The sequence below is a fragment of the Sporichthyaceae bacterium genome (assembly GCA_036493475.1).
In the GTDB taxonomy this organism is placed as follows: Bacteria; Actinomycetota; Actinomycetes; order Sporichthyales; family Sporichthyaceae; genus DASQPJ01.
Map to the genome: position 1 here is coordinate 1 of DASXPS010000204.1, position 17,294 is coordinate 17,294.

At 70.0% G+C, this 17,294-nt stretch carries 16 protein-coding genes; 6 read left to right on the plus strand and 10 right to left on the minus strand.

Features of this window, described 5'->3' with window-relative positions; all coding sequences use genetic code 11:
• Positions 1–15 precede the first annotated feature (15 nt).
• The 4 genes from VGJ14_19525 to VGJ14_19540 form a co-directional block, all read right to left on the minus strand.
• Positions 16–633, minus strand: a complete 618-nt coding sequence (locus VGJ14_19525; GenBank protein HEY2834619.1) for a hypothetical protein — start codon at positions 631–633, stop codon at positions 16–18.
• Between the two features lie 148 nt (positions 634–781).
• Positions 782–1,501 (minus strand): hypothetical protein, encoded by a 720-nt coding sequence (locus VGJ14_19530; GenBank protein HEY2834620.1) that lies wholly within the window; start codon positions 1,499–1,501, stop codon positions 782–784.
• A gap of 272 nt (positions 1,502–1,773) precedes the next feature.
• On the minus strand, positions 1,774–2,346 hold the full coding sequence (locus VGJ14_19535; GenBank protein HEY2834621.1) for a collagen-like protein: 573 nt from the start codon (positions 2,344–2,346) through the stop codon (positions 1,774–1,776).
• Between the two features lie 280 nt (positions 2,347–2,626).
• Positions 2,627–3,253: a hypothetical protein gene (locus VGJ14_19540; GenBank protein ID HEY2834622.1), complete on the minus strand. Its 627-nt coding sequence runs from the start codon at positions 3,251–3,253 to the stop codon at positions 2,627–2,629.
• A gap of 370 nt (positions 3,254–3,623) precedes the next feature.
• Here VGJ14_19540 and VGJ14_19545 point away from each other — a divergent pair, with 370 nt between their 5' ends.
• A complete protein-coding gene (locus VGJ14_19545) occupies positions 3,624–4,652 on the plus strand; it encodes a hypothetical protein (GenBank protein ID HEY2834623.1) in 1,029 nt (342 codons plus the stop codon).
• Between the two features lie 7 nt (positions 4,653–4,659).
• On the opposite strand, the gene VGJ14_19550 is transcribed toward VGJ14_19545, so the two are convergent.
• From VGJ14_19550 to VGJ14_19560, 3 genes are all read right to left on the minus strand, one after another.
• Positions 4,660–7,647, minus strand: coding sequence for a bifunctional [glutamine synthetase] adenylyltransferase/[glutamine synthetase]-adenylyl-L-tyrosine phosphorylase (locus tag VGJ14_19550; protein ID HEY2834624.1), 2,988 nt, complete (start codon positions 7,645–7,647; stop codon positions 4,660–4,662).
• Between the two features lie 23 nt (positions 7,648–7,670).
• Entirely contained in the window at positions 7,671–9,008 is a 1,338-nt protein-coding gene (locus VGJ14_19555; protein HEY2834625.1) for a glutamine synthetase family protein, read from the minus strand.
• A 77-nt stretch (positions 9,009–9,085) separates the two neighbouring features.
• Entirely contained in the window at positions 9,086–9,397 is a 312-nt protein-coding gene (locus VGJ14_19560; protein ID HEY2834626.1) for an EthD family reductase, read from the minus strand.
• Positions 9,398–9,484: 87 nt separating this feature from the next.
• Here VGJ14_19560 and VGJ14_19565 point away from each other — a divergent pair, with 87 nt between their 5' ends.
• The 4 genes from VGJ14_19565 (at position 9,485) to VGJ14_19580 (ending at position 13,864) form a co-directional block, all read left to right on the plus strand.
• Positions 9,485–11,245 carry an NAD+ synthase gene (locus VGJ14_19565; GenBank protein HEY2834627.1) on the plus strand — a complete coding sequence of 587 codons (1,761 nt, stop codon included), beginning with the start codon at positions 9,485–9,487 and terminating at the stop codon, positions 11,243–11,245.
• 125 nt (positions 11,246–11,370) lie between these two features.
• Positions 11,371–12,420, plus strand: coding sequence for a hypothetical protein (locus tag VGJ14_19570; protein ID HEY2834628.1), 1,050 nt, complete (start codon positions 11,371–11,373; stop codon positions 12,418–12,420).
• A gap of 150 nt (positions 12,421–12,570) precedes the next feature.
• A complete protein-coding gene (gene panB / locus VGJ14_19575; GenBank protein HEY2834629.1) occupies positions 12,571–13,428 on the plus strand; it encodes a 3-methyl-2-oxobutanoate hydroxymethyltransferase in 858 nt (285 codons plus the stop codon).
• A gap of 145 nt (positions 13,429–13,573) precedes the next feature.
• On the plus strand, positions 13,574–13,864 hold the full coding sequence (locus VGJ14_19580; protein HEY2834630.1) for a hypothetical protein: 291 nt from the start codon (positions 13,574–13,576) through the stop codon (positions 13,862–13,864).
• Positions 13,865–13,915: 51 nt separating this feature from the next.
• Here VGJ14_19580 and VGJ14_19585 read toward each other — a convergent pair whose 3' ends face one another.
• Positions 13,916–14,740, minus strand: coding sequence for a helical backbone metal receptor (locus VGJ14_19585; protein HEY2834631.1), 825 nt, complete (start codon positions 14,738–14,740; stop codon positions 13,916–13,918).
• Positions 14,741–14,760: 20 nt separating this feature from the next.
• Here VGJ14_19585 and map point away from each other — a divergent pair, with 20 nt between their 5' ends.
• The gene (map, locus tag VGJ14_19590; GenBank protein ID HEY2834632.1) at positions 14,761–15,606 is read left to right on the plus strand and encodes a type I methionyl aminopeptidase; all 846 of its coding nucleotides are present in this window, start codon (positions 14,761–14,763) and stop codon (positions 15,604–15,606) included.
• Between the two features lie 21 nt (positions 15,607–15,627).
• On the opposite strand, the gene VGJ14_19595 is transcribed toward map, so the two are convergent.
• Both VGJ14_19595 and VGJ14_19600 read right to left on the minus strand, forming a co-directional pair.
• Positions 15,628–16,410 carry a hypothetical protein gene (locus VGJ14_19595; GenBank protein ID HEY2834633.1) on the minus strand — a complete coding sequence of 261 codons (783 nt, stop codon included), beginning with the start codon at positions 16,408–16,410 and terminating at the stop codon, positions 15,628–15,630.
• A gap of 155 nt (positions 16,411–16,565) precedes the next feature.
• Positions 16,566–17,246 (minus strand): hypothetical protein, encoded by a 681-nt coding sequence (locus tag VGJ14_19600; protein HEY2834634.1) that lies wholly within the window; start codon positions 17,244–17,246, stop codon positions 16,566–16,568.
• Between the last annotated feature and the right edge of the window lie 48 nt (positions 17,247–17,294).

The window sequence follows — 17,294 nt, forward strand, 5'->3', positions numbered from 1 at the left end:
GATCCGTAGGAGCGCTCAGGTTGCGCTCAGGCGTCGACCCTCGGCGAGGAATTCGTCCAACGCATCGTCGGACAGCTCGCGCAGCGGCCGGGCGGCGCCGAACGGCGCGTTGAAGAACGCCCCGGTCCGCGGGGCCCACGGACCGACGTAGACGTAGGGCTCGTCCAGATAGCTGTCACCGGGAGAGATGCCGTAGTTGACCTCGGACAGCGCAATCCCGAGGTCGAAGTGTTCCGGCCAGAGCACCGGGGTTTCCCCGGGCGCCAGCCGACGCAGCGCCTGCTCACCCCGCCACAACGCGCCCAGCAGATCGGCGGCCACCCCGGCGTCGACGCTCAGCGTCTCCTCCGGATCGACGTCGGTGACGTCCTTGTACAGGCCCTGCGGAGCGCCGCCGTCCACCCCCACGGCCGCGGCCAACTCGAGACAACTCGCGCCGATCAGGGCCGCGTCACCGCTCGGCCCGATCAGCCGAGTGGCCGTCAGTGCGACGGCGGGCTCGGCAACGGTGGCAATGCCCTCGGCGTTCACCCGCAGCCGGATGGTGGCACTGCGCCGATGCTGCGGGCCGGCCAGGACTTGTTCGCCGATGCCGTGCAGGGCACGACGCGTGGCAGCAGGCTCAGTGAGCACGAGCGATCCCTCCGGCGGATGATGACGGTGGGACCAGTATCCGGTTCGGGGCAGTGCGGCGAATCGTCGAAGATCTTTCGATCCGCGGAACGCCGAACCCCGGCCGGTGGGCACCGGCCGGGGTTCGTTGTCTGCGATCAGGTCGGCGTCAGACCGAGGCGCAGAGGGCGTAGACGCTCACCGAGTGGGTGACACCGCCGCTGTTCTGCACGCGCACGGTCCAGCCGGACGCAGTCGGGGCCGGGCTGGTGCTGAGCACGCCCACCGCGCTGGACGGGGCCCACGCGCCGCCGCCGGTCACCGCCTTGCCGCCGGAACAGGACACGGTGAAGATCGCGGTCGAGTGCTTGGCGACGTTGAAGGTCTGCCGGTTGTTCTCGAACCCGGAGACGCCGTTCGTGCCGTTGGCGCCGGCCGCACCGGTGGCGCCCGCAGGACCCGCCGGACCGATGTCACCCGTCGGTCCAGCCGGACCAGCCGGACCGATGTCACCCGCCGGACCAGCCGGACCGGTGTCACCCGCCGGACCCGTCGGTCCAGCCGGACCGGTGTCACCGGTGGCGCCGGTGTCGCCCGCCGGGCCCTGAGCGCCGGTCGCACCCGTCTCGCCGGTGTCACCCTTCGGGCCCTGGGCGCTCCAGGAAATGACCTCACCATTGGTGCCACCGAACACGGCACAGGTGGACGTCGAGTCGACGTGGATGTTGATCAGGCTGTTCAGCTGGGTGAGGCACGCGCTGTAGGTGTGGTTGGTGACCTCGGCCGGGTGGATCACGGCCATGGCGACGGACGGGACGGTCACCGCGGCGATGGCCAGCGGAGTGACGATTGCCAGCGCCTTGGTGGACGGGCGCGAAATTCCGAACAAGGTTTCCCCCCAAGGGAATTGGTCTGTAGTGCCGGGCGGAGCCTCTAACGCCGCATCCGGGGTCGCCGGTGGGCGGCGACAAGAAGACTTTGCCGGATGCTCACCTCCGCGGGATCGGTCGAAGAGCTTGATCACCACTGGCCGGATCGTCATCCGAAAATCAACTGAAGAGCGGGGGCGTTAGGGATAAAGCTGGGATGCCTACAAACCGAGGGGCGGCCCGGTTCTCGTAGAACCGGGCCGCCGCCGTGCCTGACTTGTCGTCAGATTCCCTATGCGGCCGCGCAAATCGCGTACAGCTTGACGCTGTGCGTGCTGCCGCTGTCGTTGAACACTCGCGCGGTCCAGCCGGCGCCGTTGGTCGACGGGTAGGAGGCCAGTAGCGCCATCGCGTCCGAGGTGGGTTGCGCACCACCGCCGGTGACCTTCCTGCCCGCCGGGCAGGACAGCGACAGCGTCGAGGTCTTGTGCTTGGCCAGGGACACCGACTTGGTGACGGTGGTGTAGCCGGAGACGCCGTTGGCGCCCTTGGCCCCGGCCACACCGGTCGCACCGGCGGGACCGGGTTGGCCCTTCTCGTTCCAGCTCACCTGGCTGAGCACGACCGAGGCGTTGGACGGGTCACTGGTGTCGGCGCGGATGATCGCCTGGATGTCGGCGCATCCCGGGTCGACGTCCATCACGGTGAAGTACACGAAGCCGGTCTGGTCAACGCAGGAATTGAAGGTGTGGCCGTCGCTGCTCAGGGCATCGGCCATGGCCACCGAGGGGATGGCCACCGCGGCCATCGCGGCCGGGACGAGCAGGGCAAGAGCGCGAGCGGAAGGACGGGCAAAGCGGGCCATGATCGAGGTACTCCCGAGAGTTCAGCGGATCCGGTCCCATGCGAAGACCGGGTCGCCGTTGGCGACACGGCAACTGTGCCCGCCGGCACGGCCGGCCGAATCCGCCGAACGCTTTGCGCAAACTGCCCGATGAGGCAGGAAAAAATCGGTCGAACTCCTGGAGTACCCGGGATCAAGTCCAGGTCCGGAAAAGCCGATAGGGCCGCACAACGCGTCCGCTATCGGAACGAGCGCGGGCCCCGGTCGGCAATGCCGACCGGGGCCCTGAAGCCTCGTCAGATCAGACGGCGGCGCAGATTGCGTAGCCGGTGATCTTGTGGCTGGACTTGGCGACGTTCACCATGGTCACGGTCCAGCCGTTGCCGGACGCGGACGGGCCGGAGCCCTGCATCAGGAACGAACCCGCCGAGGAGGCGCGCACACCGCCGCCGGTCGCCTTCTTGCCGGCCGGGCAGGACATGGTCCAGGTCATCGCGACGCTCTTCTTGAGCGTCTCGGACTTGGACACGATCTGGTAGCCGGAGACACCATTGGCGCCCTTGGCGCCGGCGGCGCCGGCCGGACCGGCCGGGCCACCCGGGGTTCCAGCGGCGCCGGCGGGGCCTGCGGGGCCCGCCGGGCCCGCGGGGCCCGCGGGGCCGATGTCGCCCTTGTCACCCTTGAGCAGCTGGTCCGCGGTGACCGGCAGGCTGCCGGAGTCGCATTCGCCGTTGTTGTCCACGGCGATGCTCAGTACGTTGCCCACGGCGCACAGAGCGGCGTTGTGACCGTTCAGGATGTTGAGCAGGTCACCGAGGCCAAGCAGGTCACCCACGCCCGCGTTGGCCGGAGCGGCGACGAGGCCGACGGCGATGGTCAGCGGCGCGACGATGGCGATGGTGCGGCCGGACGGACGGAAACGAGCCATGAGCGATTCCCCCTGGGATGACAAGCCCTCCGGAAGGACCTCAACGCCATCCGGGCCGCCTACTGATGACGACAGCGAGAATGTCGGGTTGCCGGCAGCTGTTCGGGTCGCCCGAAGGGATCGACTCCGCTCAGCCGATTCGGCACATCCGGATCATGCAAACGGCTGGTGCACCTCCACTGGTTCCGGCGTTTCGGGCCATCAACGCGGCCTGATACCCCGAAACGCCGGACGAGGCTGGGGGTGGGGCGCCCCGGTTGTCCGATTTGTCCGGGTCGGCGTACGACATATGGCCTATCGGGTGAACGGGGCCGACGTCGGGGCCGTCCCTGTAGGAGCATGGGACCGGCATTCTTGGGGAGGCGGACATATGAGGCGGATGGCGGCACTGGCCGCCGCAGGGCTCGCCTGCGTGCTGGCCGGGTGCGGTGCGCCGTCGGTGGTCGGTGCGCAGTCCGCGCCCGCCCCGAGGACGCCGGCGTCCAGTCCGGTGGACGTCCAGCGGGACAGCGAGGAAGCCCACCTCGGCGCGATCGCTGCCGAAGCCTCGGTGCCCGACTCTGCCGCCTTCCGTACGCCGACTGGGCCCGCCGCCCCGGTGCGCCACTCCGCCGTGGCACCCGCGCACTCCTCGATAGCGCAGCCCGGGGTTGCCCCGGCCGCACCGCAGGGGACCGCGCCGGATGCGAGGTCCCGCGGCACCTTCACCGAGGTGCCCGCGCGCGGCCCGGAGCTGGTGATGGCCCGGCCGGGAATGACCGGCCTGCACCCGGTGCGCTGGCAGAGCGCGACCGTGCTCGATCCGCGGACCGTGCGCGTCAGTTTCACCGGCGGCGCGGCGCCGTGCGACGTCCTGGACTCGGTGCAGGTCGACTACCGGCCAGAGGCCGTGGCCATCACGCTGTTCTCCGGCTCCGACCCCACGCAGCCCGACCGGATGTGCGCCGCGGTGACCCGGCCGCAGGCGGTCGACGTGCACCTCGCCTCCGCGGTGGACGGCCGCCGGATCACCGACGGTGCGGCGCCCGCGCCGGCCTCCCCCGGCCCGGTGGCCCCACCCGAGGCGAGCCCGCCGCAGCCCGGCCCGGACGACGGCGCCACCCCGGTCTACGCGCAGCACAACACCGCCGACGCCCACCCGGTGGCGTGGGACCAGGCCAAGCTGATCGCCCCGCAGGTGGTGCGGATTTACTACACCTCTGGTGTGGCACCGTGTGCGGTGCTCGATCACGTCCGGGTGCGGTGGAGCGCCGACGCGGTGCAGATCACCCTGTTCCAGGGCCACACGCCCAGCGACAAGCCGCAGATGTGCCCGATGATCGCCCGCCGGGTTTATGTCGACGTCACGTTGGACCGGCCTCTCGATGACCGACAGATCACCGATGGGGCAGCGAGCTGACGCTACGTCAGTAAAAGACGCGCTCCACCACGGTGCGCGCGCGACGGGTCACCCGCTTGTAGTCCTCGATCATCCGACCGGCCTGTGCCGGCGCGTAGCCCAGGCAGCGGGCGATCGCGGTGAGTTCGCGTCCCGCCGGTGGCGGGGAGTCCGCCGGACGGCCGCGAACCAGCATGATCGCGTTGCGCACCCGGCTCGCCAACCGCCACGCCCGGGCCAGCGCCGCGGCATCGGCCGCGTCCAGCAGGTCGGCGCGACTCGCCGCGTCCAGCGCGTCCAGGGTGCCGGTACAGCGCAACTCGGGCCGGTCGCCCGCGTGGCGCAGCTGGAGCAACTGGGCCACCCACTCCACGTCGGCCAAGCCGCCCCGACCGAGCTTGGTGTGCGTGGTCGGGTCCGCCCCCCGGGGTAGCCGTTCGGTCTCCACCCGCGCCTTGATCCGGCGGATCTCACGAATCTGATCGTCCGTCAGGCCATCGGCGGGATAGCGAATCGGTTCGATCAGCGCCTCGAAGGCGGCCCCCACCTGACGATCACCGGCCAGGTACCGGGCACGCAATAACGCTTGGGACTCCCACACGCTGGACCAGCGTCGGTAGTAGGACTCGTAGGAGGCCAGCGAGCGCACCAACGGCCCGTTGCGGCCCTCCGGTCGCAGGTCGGGATCGACCTCCAGCGACGGCTCCGGTGCGGCCATGTGCATCAGCCGACGCAACTCGTTGGCGATCGACGTGGCGGTGGCGGTGGCTTCCTGCTCCGCCACGCCCGGCAGCGGATCGTGCACGAACATCACGTCGGCGTCGCTGGAGTAGCCCACCTCCGACCCGCCGAGGCGACCCAACGCGATCACCGTGAACCGAGTCGGGCACGGCTTGTCCCCGCAGATCGAGCGGGTGGCCGCCTCCACCGCGCCCTGCAGGGTCACCCCGACCACGTCGCTGAGCGCGGCGCCCACCGCGGCCACGTCCAGCAGGCCCAGCGTGTCCGCCGCGGCGATGCGGAACAGTTCGCGCCGACGTACCCCGCGCGCGGCAATCGCGGCGGCCTCGCCCGAACCCGCGCGCCCGACCGCGGCAGTCACCTCGGTCTGCAGCACGTCGTACGGACGCGGGGCCAGGTCCGCGTCGGAGGCGAGCATGGCCACTGCCTCCGGGGCGCCGGCCAACAGGTCGGCGGCGTACCGGCTGGACGCGAGTACCCGGGCCATCCGCTCTGCCGCCATGCCCTCGTCCCGCAGCAATCGCAGGTACCAGGGGGTGGCGCCCAGCGCGTCGGAGACCTGACGGAACGACAGCAGGCCGGCGTCCGGGTCCGCGGCGTCGGCGAACCAACCGAGCATCACCGGTAGCAACGTGCGTTGGATCGCCGCGCGCCGGGACAACCCCGAGGTCAATGCCTCCAGGTGGCGCAGCGCACCGGCCGGGTCGGCGTAGCCCAGCGCGGCCAACTGGGTGCGCGCGGCGTCCGGGGTGAGCCGGGTCTGCTCCCCCGGCAACCGGGCCACCGCGAGCAACAACGGGCGGTAGAACAACTTCTCGTGCAGCCGGCGCACGTCGAAGGCGTGCCGCTTCCACACGTCGGTGAGCGCCTGCGCCGGGTCGGTGCGCATGCCCATCGAGCGACCCAACCGGCGTAGTTCGTCGGTGGCATCGGGCAGCACGTGGGTGCGCCACATGCGGTGCAGCTGGATGCGGTGCTCCAGCGTGCGCAGGAATCGGTAGGCCTCGTCCAGGCTGGCCGCGTCGTCCCGGCCCACGTAGCCACCCGCGGTCAGCGCGTGCAGTGCGGCCAGCGTGCCGCCCGCGCGCAGTGTCGGGTCGGCGCGTCCGTGCACCAACTGCAGCAACTGCACGGCGAACTCCACGTCGCGCAATCCGCCGGGACCCAGTTTGATCTGCCGGGCCGCGCGCGCGGCGGTCACCGAGGCCTCCACCCGGCGGCGCATGGCCTGCACGTCGGCGACGAAGTTCTCCCGTCCCGCGGCCTGCCACACCAACGGCGAGATCGCGTCGGTGTACCGCTCGGCGAGCTCGAGGTCACCGGCCACCGGCCGGGCCTTGAGCAGCGCCTGGAACTCCCAGGTCTGCGCCCACCGGATGTAGTAGGTGTGGTGGGAGGCGACGGTGCGGACCAGCGGGCCGGCCTTGCCCTCCGGGCGCAGCCCGGCGTCCACCGGCCAGATGGTGCCCTCCGGGGTGGCCGCCGAGCAGACCCGCATCATCGCGGTGGCCAGCGTGGTCGCGGTGCGCAACGCGGGGGTGTCGTCCGCCGCGCCGGGCGGCGCCTCGGCCACGAAAATCACGTCGACGTCGCTGACGTAGTTCAGTTCGCGCCCGCCGCACTTGCCCATACCGATGACCGCCAGCCGACACGGCGCGGCGTTCTCCGGCAGCCCGGCGCGGGCCACCGCCAGGGCGGCGTCCAGGGTGCCCGCGGCCAGGTCGGCAAGCTCGGCGGCCACCTCCTCCAGCCCGGCCAGTCCCGTCAGGTCACGCGCGGCCAGGGTGAGCACGCCGCGGCGGTACTGCACGCGCAGCGCCTCGTAGGCGTCGTTGCCCGCCGAGGAGGCAACCGGCTCGGCGGCGGACGGGTCCGCACCGACCGCGCGCAACAACTCCGCGCGCAACACCTCGGGCTTGGCGGGTGGTCCGGGCTCGGGTTCCAGCAGCCGCCAGTCCTCGGGGTGGCGCACCAGGTGGTCGCCCAGCGCGGTGGAGACACCGAGCACGGCGATCAACCGATCCCGCAAGCCGGGTTGCTCGCGCAACGCCGCGCGCAGCGCCCCGGGGTCCTCCGCGTCGGCCAACCGGATCAACGAATCCAACGCCAGGTCCGGGTCGGCCGCCTCACCGAGCGCGGCCAACAGCGCCGGGTCGCCGGCGATGTCCAGCGAGGGCAGAGCAATGCGCTCCCTGGCCGTCGCCTCGTCGGCGAAGCCCAGCCGCACCAGCCGCGACTCGGTCCGCTGGCGGGACGGCTCCGCGGACGTGCTCACCGTCTCAACCTAACGGGGCCGGTTCACATGACCGGCAGATAGCGGTCCAACTCGAAGGCGGTGACCTGGATGCGGTACTCCTCCCACTCCCGTCGCTTGTTGCGCAGGAAGAAGTCGTACACGTGCTCGCCGAGAGTTTCGGCAGCCAACTCGCTGCGCTCCATCAGCGCAATCGCGTCGGCCAGGTTCTGCGGCAACGGGTCGATGCCCATCGCGCGCCGCTCGGCCGGGGTCAACGACCAGACGTCGTCCTCCGCCCCCGGCGGCAGCTCGTAGTTCTCCTCGATGCCCTTCAGGCCCGCGGAGAGCAGCAACGCGTAGGTCAGGTAGGGGTTGCAGGCCGAGTCCATCGACCGCACCTCGACCCGGGTGGACTGGCCCTTGGTCGGCTTGTACATCGGTACCCGGACCAGCGCGGACCGGTTGTTGTGACCCCAGCAGATGTACGCCGGCGCCTCACCGCCGCCCCACAGTCGCTTGTAGGAGTTCACCCACTGGTTGGTCACCGCGGTGATCTCCGCGGAGTGGCGCAGCAGGCCCGCGATGAACGAGCGACCCACCTTGGACAGTTGGTACTCCGCGCCCGCCTCATGGAAGGCGTTGCGGTCCCCCTCGAACAGCGACAGGTGGGTGTGCATGGCCGAGCCGGGGTGCTCGGTGTACGGCTTGGGCATGAACGTGGCGTACACGCCCTGGTCGAGAGCGACCTCCTTCATGACCGTCCGGAAGGTCATCACGTTGTCCGCGGTGGTCAGGGCGTCGGCGTAGCGCAGGTCGATCTCCTGTTGGCCCGGGCCGCCCTCGTGGTGGCTGAACTCCACCGAGATGCCCATGTTCTCCAGCATGGTGATCGCCGCGCGCCGGTAGTCCTGGCCCATGCGGTGCGAGGTGTGGTCGAAGTACCCGCCGGCGTCGATCGGGATCGGGCGTTCGCCCACCTCCGGGCGGCGTTCGAACAGATAGAACTCGATCTCGGGGTGGGTGTAGAAGGTGAAGCCGAGCTCCGAGGCGCGCGCCAGCGTGCGTTTGAGCACGTAGCGCGGGTCCGCGAAGCTCGGCGCGCCGTCGGTCATCAGGATGTCGCAGAACATCCGGGCGGTACCTGGAGCCTCGGTCCGCCACGGCAGCAGCTGGAACGTCGACGGGTCGGGCTTGGCGAGCATGTCCGACTCGTACACGCGAGCGAAGCCCTCGATGGCCGAGCCGTCGAACCCGATGCCCTCGGCGAACGCCGATTCCAGCTCCGCCGGCGCCACGGCGACCGATTTGAGGAAGCCGAGCACGTCGGTGAACCAGAGCCGTACGAAGCGGATGTCCCGCTCTTCGATCGTGCGCAGCACGAACTCGGTCTGCTTATCCATAGCCCCATATTCACCGATGGCGGATGACGCGGTGCAGTCTGCCTCCCGCGTGTTTCCAGCCGGTTACCGACGATGTCTCAGCTGACGACCTTGCTGATCTGGATGACCGGCGCGATCGCGGTGTAATTCGGGATGTCGCCCATGATCTGGGCGGCATGCGGCCCGAAAGCGCCCTGGAAGGCCTCGACCGAGTCGAACAGCAGGTGGCCGACGGCGACGTACGTCGGCGGCTGGCCGGGCGCGCCACCGGCCAGGCCGGAATCGATGGCCGTGCCCTTGCACGCGTCGCCGGTCAACTCGGCGACCATCGGGATGTGCTTGTTCTGGTAGTAGTCCATGTCGAACGCGGCGCCGTCGGAGTGCGGGTAGAACACGCTTACCTTGATCATCGAGACTCCCTTGTCAGGTGACCTGCTGCACGCCGGTCATATCACCCGGCCCGCGTCCTTGGCACCCCCGCCTTTTACCCTGCGGGTATGCCACAGCTGCGAATTGCACTCTGTCAGGTCGACGTCACGGTGGGCGCACTGGCCGCCAACGCCGACCTGATCGCGGCCCGGACCGCCGAGGCGGTCGCGGCCGGCGCCCGGTTGGTGGCGTTCCCGGAGATGGCGTTGACCGGGTATCCGGTCGAGGACCTGGCGCTGCGGCGGTCGTTCCAGTTGGCCTCCCGCCACGCCATCGACGCCCTGGCCGTCCGGTTGGCCGCGGAGGGACTGGGCGACGCGACGGTGGTGGTCGGCTACCTGGACGCCACCGAGCACGACACCCCGCGGCTGGGTCGACCGGCCGGCTCCCCGGAGAACGCGCTCGCCGTGCTGCACGGCGGCGCCGTGGTGGCCCGGTCTGCCAAGCATCACCTGCCCAACTACGGGGTGTTCGACGAGTTCCGCTACTTCGTGCCGGGCACCGTGCTGCCGGTGGTGCGCATCGGCGGGGTGGACGTCGCGTTCGCCATCTGTGAGGACCTCTGGCAGGAGGGCGGCCCGGTGGCCGCATGCGCACGGGCCGGCGCGGGGCTGTTGGTGGTCATCAACGGCTCGCCCTATGAGCTGAACAAGGACGACACCCGGCTGGCGCTGTGTGCCCGGCGGGCCCGGGAGGCCGGCGCCCCGCTGGCCTACGTGAACCTGGTGGGCGGTCAGGACGAGTTGGTCTTCGACGGGGACTCGTTGATCGTCGCGCCGGACGGGCAGTTGATCTGTCGCGGCCCGCAGTTCCGCGAGGCAGTGCTGGTCGCCGATCTGGAGCTGGCCGCGGCCGCGGCGGAGCCGTCCGAGCCGCCGGGCGACGCGGAGGTCGCGGTGCAGCGCACCGTGGTGTCCTCCGAGCCGTTCCCCGCGGGCACTCCGGTGTTGATGGGCTGCGTGGACCGATTGCCGCCGGAGGCGGAGGTCTACGGCGCGCTGGTCGTGGGGTTGCGGGATTACGTACTGAAGAACGGGTTCCAATCGGTGATCCTCGGGTTGTCCGGCGGCATCGACTCGGCGTTGGTCGCGGCCATCTCCTGCGACGCCATCGGGGCGCAGAACGTGCACGGCGTCTCGATGCCCTCGCGCTACTCCTCCGACCACTCCCGCTCCGACGCCGACGACCTGGCCGAGCGCACCGGGTGCCAGTACCGGACGGTGGCCATCGAGTCGATGGTGGCCGCCTATCTGGAGGCGCTGAAGCTGACCGGTCTGGCCGAGGAGAACCTGCAGGCCCGGGTGCGCGGCACCACGCTGATGGGGCTGTCCAATGCCGAGGGGCATCTGGTGTTGGCCACCGGCAACAAGAGCGAACTGGCCGCCGGGTACTCGACGATCTACGGCGACGCGGTGGGCGGTTTCGCGCCCATCAAGGACGTGCCCAAAACATTGGTGTGGCGCCTGGCGGAGTGGCGCAACGCCGAGGCTTCGCGGCGCGGGGAGACCCCCCCGATCCCGCCCAGCTCCATCACCAAGTCCCCCTCCGCGGAACTGAGGCCCGGTCAGCTCGACACCGACTCCCTGCCCGACTACGCCGTGCTGGACGACCTCCTCGACGACTACGTCGAACACGACGCCTCCGCCGCCGACCTCGTCGCCGCCGGCTTCGACGAGGCCCTGGTGGAACGCATCCTCCGCCTGGTCGACGTCGCCGAATACAAGCGCCGCCAGTACCCGCCCGGCCCCAAAATCTCCCTGCGCGCCTTCGGCCGCGACCGCCGCCTCCCCATCACCAACGCCTGGCGCGAGACAGCCGGCCAAGGCTGACGTCATCCGCGTAGGCCACAGCAACGGGCACTTTCGTGGTCGAGGCGACTGACATGGATTCGCGGGTTCTCCACAGGGCGCGGATTCAGCCCTCGGCTGCGGCGGCAAGTCAGCACGATCAGGCCATGACCCCAGAACTGGCAGAGCTGTGCCATCGTCAAGGTGGCGTGTTCACACCACGACAAGCGCTTACTCATGGCATGACACCCAATGAGCTGCGCAGTGCGACGCGTGCTTACGCGGTCGTATCGATTCGGCAGGGCGTGCTCACGACGGCGGACCGCTTGGTTGGCGCCGACGTGGTGAGCCGCCACGCGATGGATATTGCGGCCGCGCTGCTGCTCCGCAATCGCCGGCCACCCTGGCCCGGAAGCCTCGGCCCGGCGCCCAGTCTGGCCGCCGGTCATCTCAGCGCGGCGGTGCTCTGGAACCTCGGCGGACCGCTGCCGCCACTGGTCCGCACACGTCCGCCAGCGCGGCCCAGCGACCGTGGATTTCGGACCGAGCGCCCGTTCGAACCGGCGCGCAAGGTCGAATTGGTCAGCGCCGACCGCTGTCGGCGTAGCTACCGATGGGGCGTCGAGGTTTGCCCGGCTGATCTGCCGCCCGAACATGTCACGCGGCATGGCATGCTCCCGACGACGACGCGTGCTCGTACTGCAATCGACCTCGCTCGAGAGCTGCCGTGGCAGGAAGCCGTGACTGTCACCGATGCCGCGCTGCACTGGGGCACGACCCAGTCCGAGCTACATGCGGTCCTCGACCACTGCGCCTCCTGGCGCGGCAGCACGCAGGCCGCTCGCGTCCTGGCGTTCGCCGACGGTCGTGCCGAATCTCCCGCCGAGTCCGTTGCCCGCGTGATCTTCGACATGCTTAGCCTGCCCGAGCCCGAACTCCAGGTCGACATCTACGACGTCAGTGGGTTGATCGGGAGGGTCGATTTCCTTTTCCGTGGGCAGCGAACGATCATCGAGATCGACGGCAAGATTAAGTACCTCTCGCCATTCGGCGACCCCGGCGAAGTGCTGTGGCGAGAGAAGCTGCGCGAGGACCGACTGCGGGAAGCCGGGTACGAAGTCGTTCGCATCACCTGGGAGCAGCTGATGGGCGACCCCCAGCTCATCCGCGCTCGCATCCTGGCGGCGTTCGCCAGAGCGGCGCGCCTGTCCATCTGAACTTGAGAGCTCAGCCTGTCAGTCGTGCTGACCGTCCAGAAGCCCTGCACGGTGGTTCACGCAGATGACGTCAGCCTCGACCACGCCGTACGCTGGGGGCGTCCGGGTACCTCATTGGGAGGACTCGAGACGACCTCAAGGAGTCAGCCCATGACCTCCAAGAACCCTTCCGCGGAAGAGACCGCGCCGGTCTACGGAAACCTGCCGCCCGCCAAGCGGGTGCGCATCCCGGCCCTGCGGGCGATGAAGGAGCGCGGCGAGCGGTGGCCGATGCTCACCGCGTACGACATGTACACCGCGGAGATCTTCGACGCCGCCGGCATTCCGGTGCTGCTGGTCGGCGACAGCGCGGCCAACAACGTCTACGGGTACGAGACGACGGTTCCGGTCACCGTCGAGGAGTTGCTCCCGCTGGTGCGCGCGGTGGTCACCGCCAGCAAGCGCGCATTAGTGGTCGGGGACCTGCCGTTCGGCAGCTACCAGGTCTCCCCCGGCCAAGCGTTGGAGACCGCGATCCGGTTCATGAAGGAGGGCGGCGCGCACGCCATCAAGCTCGAGGGTGGAGTGCGGGTGGCCCCGCAGATCAAGGCGATCGTCGACGCCGGCGTCCCGGTGATGGCGCACATCGGCTTCACCCCGCAGAGCGAGCACGGCCTGGGCGGCTACCGCGTCCAGGGCCGCGGCGCCGGCGCCGAGCAGTTGCTCGCCGACGCGCACGCGGTGCAGGAGGCGGGTGCCTTCTGCGTCGTGCTGGAGATGGTCCCCGCCGAGGTGGCCAAGCAGGTCACCGCCGAGCTGCACATCCCGACGATCGGCATCGGCGCCGGGCCGGACTGCGACGCGCAGGTGCTGGTCTGGCAGGACATGGCCGGCCTGAGAGAGGGTCAGATTCCGCGGTTCGTCAAGCGGTACGCGGACCTGCGCGGCGTGCTCACCGAGGCCGCCAAGGCTTACGCGGCGGAGGTCGTCGGCGGCACCTTCCCGTCCCACGAGCACGCGTATCACTGACCGCTGACAAAGACGGGTCCGCCGAACGGAGGACCCCAACCTGACCGTTTGCTCCAAATCGTCCGATTTGTGCAACCGACCGCGCACCGCCGGAGTCGAAGGCCCCAAGAACCCGGGATCCGCCGGGTCGGACAGGGGGTCGGCAGTGAGCACTCAGCAGTGGTTCGTGTACCCGGTGCAGGACGGTTTCGAGCTGGTCATCGACTCCGCCGAGGACGACGTCCTCGAGGACGCGCTGGCCGAGGTCTGTGCTCAGTACAGCGACTACAACCTGCTCACCGAGCACCTGCTGGACACCGCCTGGGTGCTGCACTTCGTGCCGGCTCCGGTCGACGTGGTACCCGCCCCGCGGCAGATCAGCGACGCCGAGCAGCGCTCGCGTGACGCGCACCCGGCAGGCAAGGGTCGTCGCATCCCCCGCCAGGACGGGATCTGACCACAGGAGCACCGAGGCCGCGTTGCGCATGTCATGCGCAACGCGGCCTTGTCAGTCGTCTGGACGCCTGACAAGGCCCTCGTGCGGATGACATCCGCCGGGACGGGCCTGCCCTATCGCGGCGGCAAGCTCGTCGCGCGCGGTGGCCATGGAGGGGCCGTACCAGGTGAGCAGGCGGCCGCTGACCAGGGCTACGTCGAGGTCGGGGAAGGCGTCGGGGCCGTCGTCGGCGGAGAAGGCGTACGGCTCGTCGGGGAGGACGATCAGCTCGGCGCCGCGGGCGCGGATCTCCTCGACAGAGGCTTTCGGGTAGCGGCCGGCCATGTCGGCGGGCGGGTCGTGAAACACGTTGTCGAAGCCCATGCGGGACAGCACGTCGGTGGTGAAGGTGTCGGCGCCGGCCACCATCCACGGCCGCCGCCAGATCGGCACGGCCACCTTGCGGCGCACCTGCGGCGGCGGTGCGGCCCAGGATGTTCGCGCCGCCGTCAACCAGGCCGGCTCGTCCAGGCCCAACCCGTCGAGCAGTCGGCCCAGCGAGGCCAACGCGGAGGGCACGTCGCGGATGTCGGTCACCCACACCGGCAGTCCGAGCGAACGCAGCGCGGAGAGGTCCTCGGCGCGGTTCTCCTCGACTGCGGCCAACACCACGTCCGGCCGGAGGTCGGCCACCTGCTCCAGATCGGGGTTCTTCGTGCCGCGCACCCGGGCGCAGTCCAGCCCCGGCGGATGTGTGCACCAGTCGGTCACGCCGACCAACAGTTCCGGGGCCGTCTCCCCGATCGCCTCGGTGAGCGAGGGCACCAGCGACACCACCCGCCGCACCGGCGCGGGCAGCGCGACCACCGCCCCCGTGTCATCGGTCGCTGTACGCATCAGCACCTAGACTGCCGGCCATGCAATTGGTCGCCGGCACCGTCTCTCCCCTGCGCGGTGTGCCGGCCGCGATCCCCCGCCCCGAGTACGTCGGCAAGGACGCCCCGACGCCGTACCGCGGCCCGGAGGTCAAGGACGCCGACACCATCGAGCGCATGCGCGCCGCGGGCCGGCTGGCCGCGCGCGCGCTGGTCGAGGTCTCCAAGCACATCGCACCCGGCGTCACCACCGACGAGCTGGACCGCATTGGCCACGAGTTCCTCTGTGACCACGGCGCCTACCCGTCCACGCTGGGCTATCGCCACTTCCCGAAGTCGCTGTGCACCTCGGTCAACGAGGTCATCTGCCACGGCATCCCGGATTCCCGGGAACTACGCGACGGCGACATCGTCAACGTCGACATCACCGCGTTCCTGGACGGGGTGCACGGGGACACCGACGCCACCTACCCGGTCGGCGAGATCGACGAGACCTCCGCGTTGCTGCTGGAGCGCACGCAGGAGGCCATGCACCGAGGCATCAAGGCGGTCAAGCCCGGCCGCGCGGTCAACATCGTCGGCCGGGTCATCGAGTCCTATGCGGCGCGCTTCGGCTACGGCGTCGTCAAGGAGTTCACCGGGCACGGCATCGGCACCGCGTTCCACTCCGGCCTGGTGATCCCGCACTACGACGCGGAGCATTACCAGACCATCATCGAGCCGGGCATGACCTTCACCGTTGAACCCATGCTCACCCTGGGCAGCGCCGGCTGGGAGATGTGGGACGACGGCTGGACAGTGCTGACCCTCGACCGCTCGCGCAGCGCCCAGTTCGAGCACACGATCCTGGTCACGGATACCGGCGCGGAGATCCTGACCCTGCCCTGAGCGGCAGGTCCGGCGCCCGCGCTACTTCTCGGTGGCCGTCGCCACGCGGAACGTGGCCGTCTTCAACGAGTTCGTGGTCGGGTCGTCGACGAACTGGAAGAGCCCCTGCTGCCGCGTCTCGCCGGGGCTCATCGCCTGCTCCAAGAGCTCGTCGCTGGCGATGCGCTGGCCCTGCGCGTTGAGTGCCTCGACCTGAATGTCGAAGCTGTGCGTGGCCCCGGAGCGGTTCTTGATGATCACTGACAACGAGCGGATCGGCTGGCCGACCCCGTTGTAGCCGGTGGTGAACGCGCCGAAGTCCACCTTGACGTCGTCCAGCACCAAGCCGGTGCCGCCGCCGGAAGCCTTCACCTTGTCGTCGTGCGCGGTCTTCAGGCCCCACAGCGAGTTGCCGATCACCACGGCCACCGCGACCAGCGCCAGGGTGCGCCCGGTGCGCGCCCACCGCTCGGCGTGCGCAGCCTCGCCCTTCATCCGGATCCGGGCGGCCGGGTCGAACCGGGACAGCTCGCGGGTGGCCATGACCACCGCGACCATCGCGAACACCAGGCCGACGTACTTCAGGATCGGCCACCAGGCCAGCAGCAGCGCGGACGCACCGAGCACCAACGCCGACATGGAGAAGTCGACGGACTTGACGGGCTTGGCTTCGACGTATTCCACGGCGTCGTAGCCGCGGTAACGGTCGTAGCCCCCCTTGGGCGTGGCCTTTCGTACGGCGGGCTTCTTCCGCTTGCCGTACCAGCTACGCCCGGGGCTCTCGTAGTACACGTCGTATTCGTCCCTGACCCGGGTGCTGAACATGGTTGGTGAGGTCCTTTTCCCCGCTCGGCTGGTCTACCAGAGTGCGCTCGTCAGGACCCGGTCGGAACCGGCCTTGACGTGATTTGACCGAATGGCCGCCGGGCCGTGACCAACAGAAATATGCAGGTCAGCCCGGTGGTTCGGATGTCGGTTGGTCAGTCGGCGATCGCCTCCACGACCCGGAACCGCGCCTTCATCAGCTGCGGCACCAGGGTGTCGTTGACGATGTTGAACACCCGCAGTTGGGCGGACTGCCGACCGTCCAGGTTGGGCACGTAGGCCGAGTCCGTGGTGATCAGCCGACCCTTGCTGTCCAGCGCCTGGAAGGTGAGGTCGTAGCTGCCCGCGTGGCCGTTGATGTTGGTGACCGTGACCGGCACCGAGACCATGTGCTTGCCGGTGTCCTCAAGTTCGGTGCGCGGGCTGCCGAAGCTCACCGTGATGACCGTTCCGAGCACGTTGGCCACCGCCGGCGAGGGCGCGGGCACACCCGGCGCGGCGGACGGCCCGGCCGTCGGGTTGGTGTCCGCCACCGAGCCGAACGCGGCCTGCGAGGCAACCAGACCGACACCGGAGAGCACAGCCAGCACCAGGCCCGCCCAGGCAACCTCCACGCCGTCGCGCCGATTGCGGCGGCCGCGGGCGGCGGTGATCAGGCCGAGCAGGATGCCGACGAAACACGTCAGCAGGCCCAACGTGCGGGCCGGCGGCACCATGGCGCAGACCAGCGCGAACAACCCGCACGCCACCGAGACCCGACCCAGCGGATCCTTGGCCGGCCGAACACGCTGCTCGTAGTCAGCTGTGGCGACCCGCGGACGGTCGGCGGTGTACATCAGGTGTCCTCTCGGGCGGTGATGGACAGGGGCATCCGCTATCCATGA

Excerpts from the sequence above, each read along its gene's own strand:
- VGJ14_19535 (HEY2834621.1), bottom strand. The coding sequence starts at position 2,346 with ATGGCCCGCTTTGCCCGTCCTTCCGCTCGCGCTCTTGCCCTGCTCGTC.
- VGJ14_19540 (HEY2834622.1), bottom strand. The coding sequence starts at position 3,253 with ATGGCTCGTTTCCGTCCGTCCGGCCGCACCATCGCCATCGTCGCGCCG.
- VGJ14_19545 (HEY2834623.1), top strand. The coding sequence starts at position 3,624 with ATGAGGCGGATGGCGGCACTGGCCGCCGCAGGGCTCGCCTGCGTGCTG.
- VGJ14_19555 (HEY2834625.1), bottom strand. The coding sequence starts at position 9,008 with ATGGATAAGCAGACCGAGTTCGTGCTGCGCACGATCGAAGAGCGGGAC.
- VGJ14_19560 (HEY2834626.1), bottom strand. The coding sequence starts at position 9,397 with ATGATCAAGGTAAGCGTGTTCTACCCGCACTCCGACGGCGCCGCGTTC.
- VGJ14_19565 (HEY2834627.1), top strand. The coding sequence starts at position 9,485 with ATGCCACAGCTGCGAATTGCACTCTGTCAGGTCGACGTCACGGTGGGC.
- VGJ14_19570 (HEY2834628.1), top strand. The coding sequence starts at position 11,371 with ATGACCCCAGAACTGGCAGAGCTGTGCCATCGTCAAGGTGGCGTGTTC.
- panB (HEY2834629.1), top strand. The coding sequence starts at position 12,571 with ATGACCTCCAAGAACCCTTCCGCGGAAGAGACCGCGCCGGTCTACGGA.
- VGJ14_19585 (HEY2834631.1), bottom strand. The coding sequence starts at position 14,740 with ATGCGTACAGCGACCGATGACACGGGGGCGGTGGTCGCGCTGCCCGCG.
- map (HEY2834632.1), top strand. The coding sequence starts at position 14,761 with ATGCAATTGGTCGCCGGCACCGTCTCTCCCCTGCGCGGTGTGCCGGCC.
- VGJ14_19595 (HEY2834633.1), bottom strand. The coding sequence starts at position 16,410 with ATGTTCAGCACCCGGGTCAGGGACGAATACGACGTGTACTACGAGAGC.
- VGJ14_19600 (HEY2834634.1), bottom strand. The coding sequence starts at position 17,246 with ATGTACACCGCCGACCGTCCGCGGGTCGCCACAGCTGACTACGAGCAG.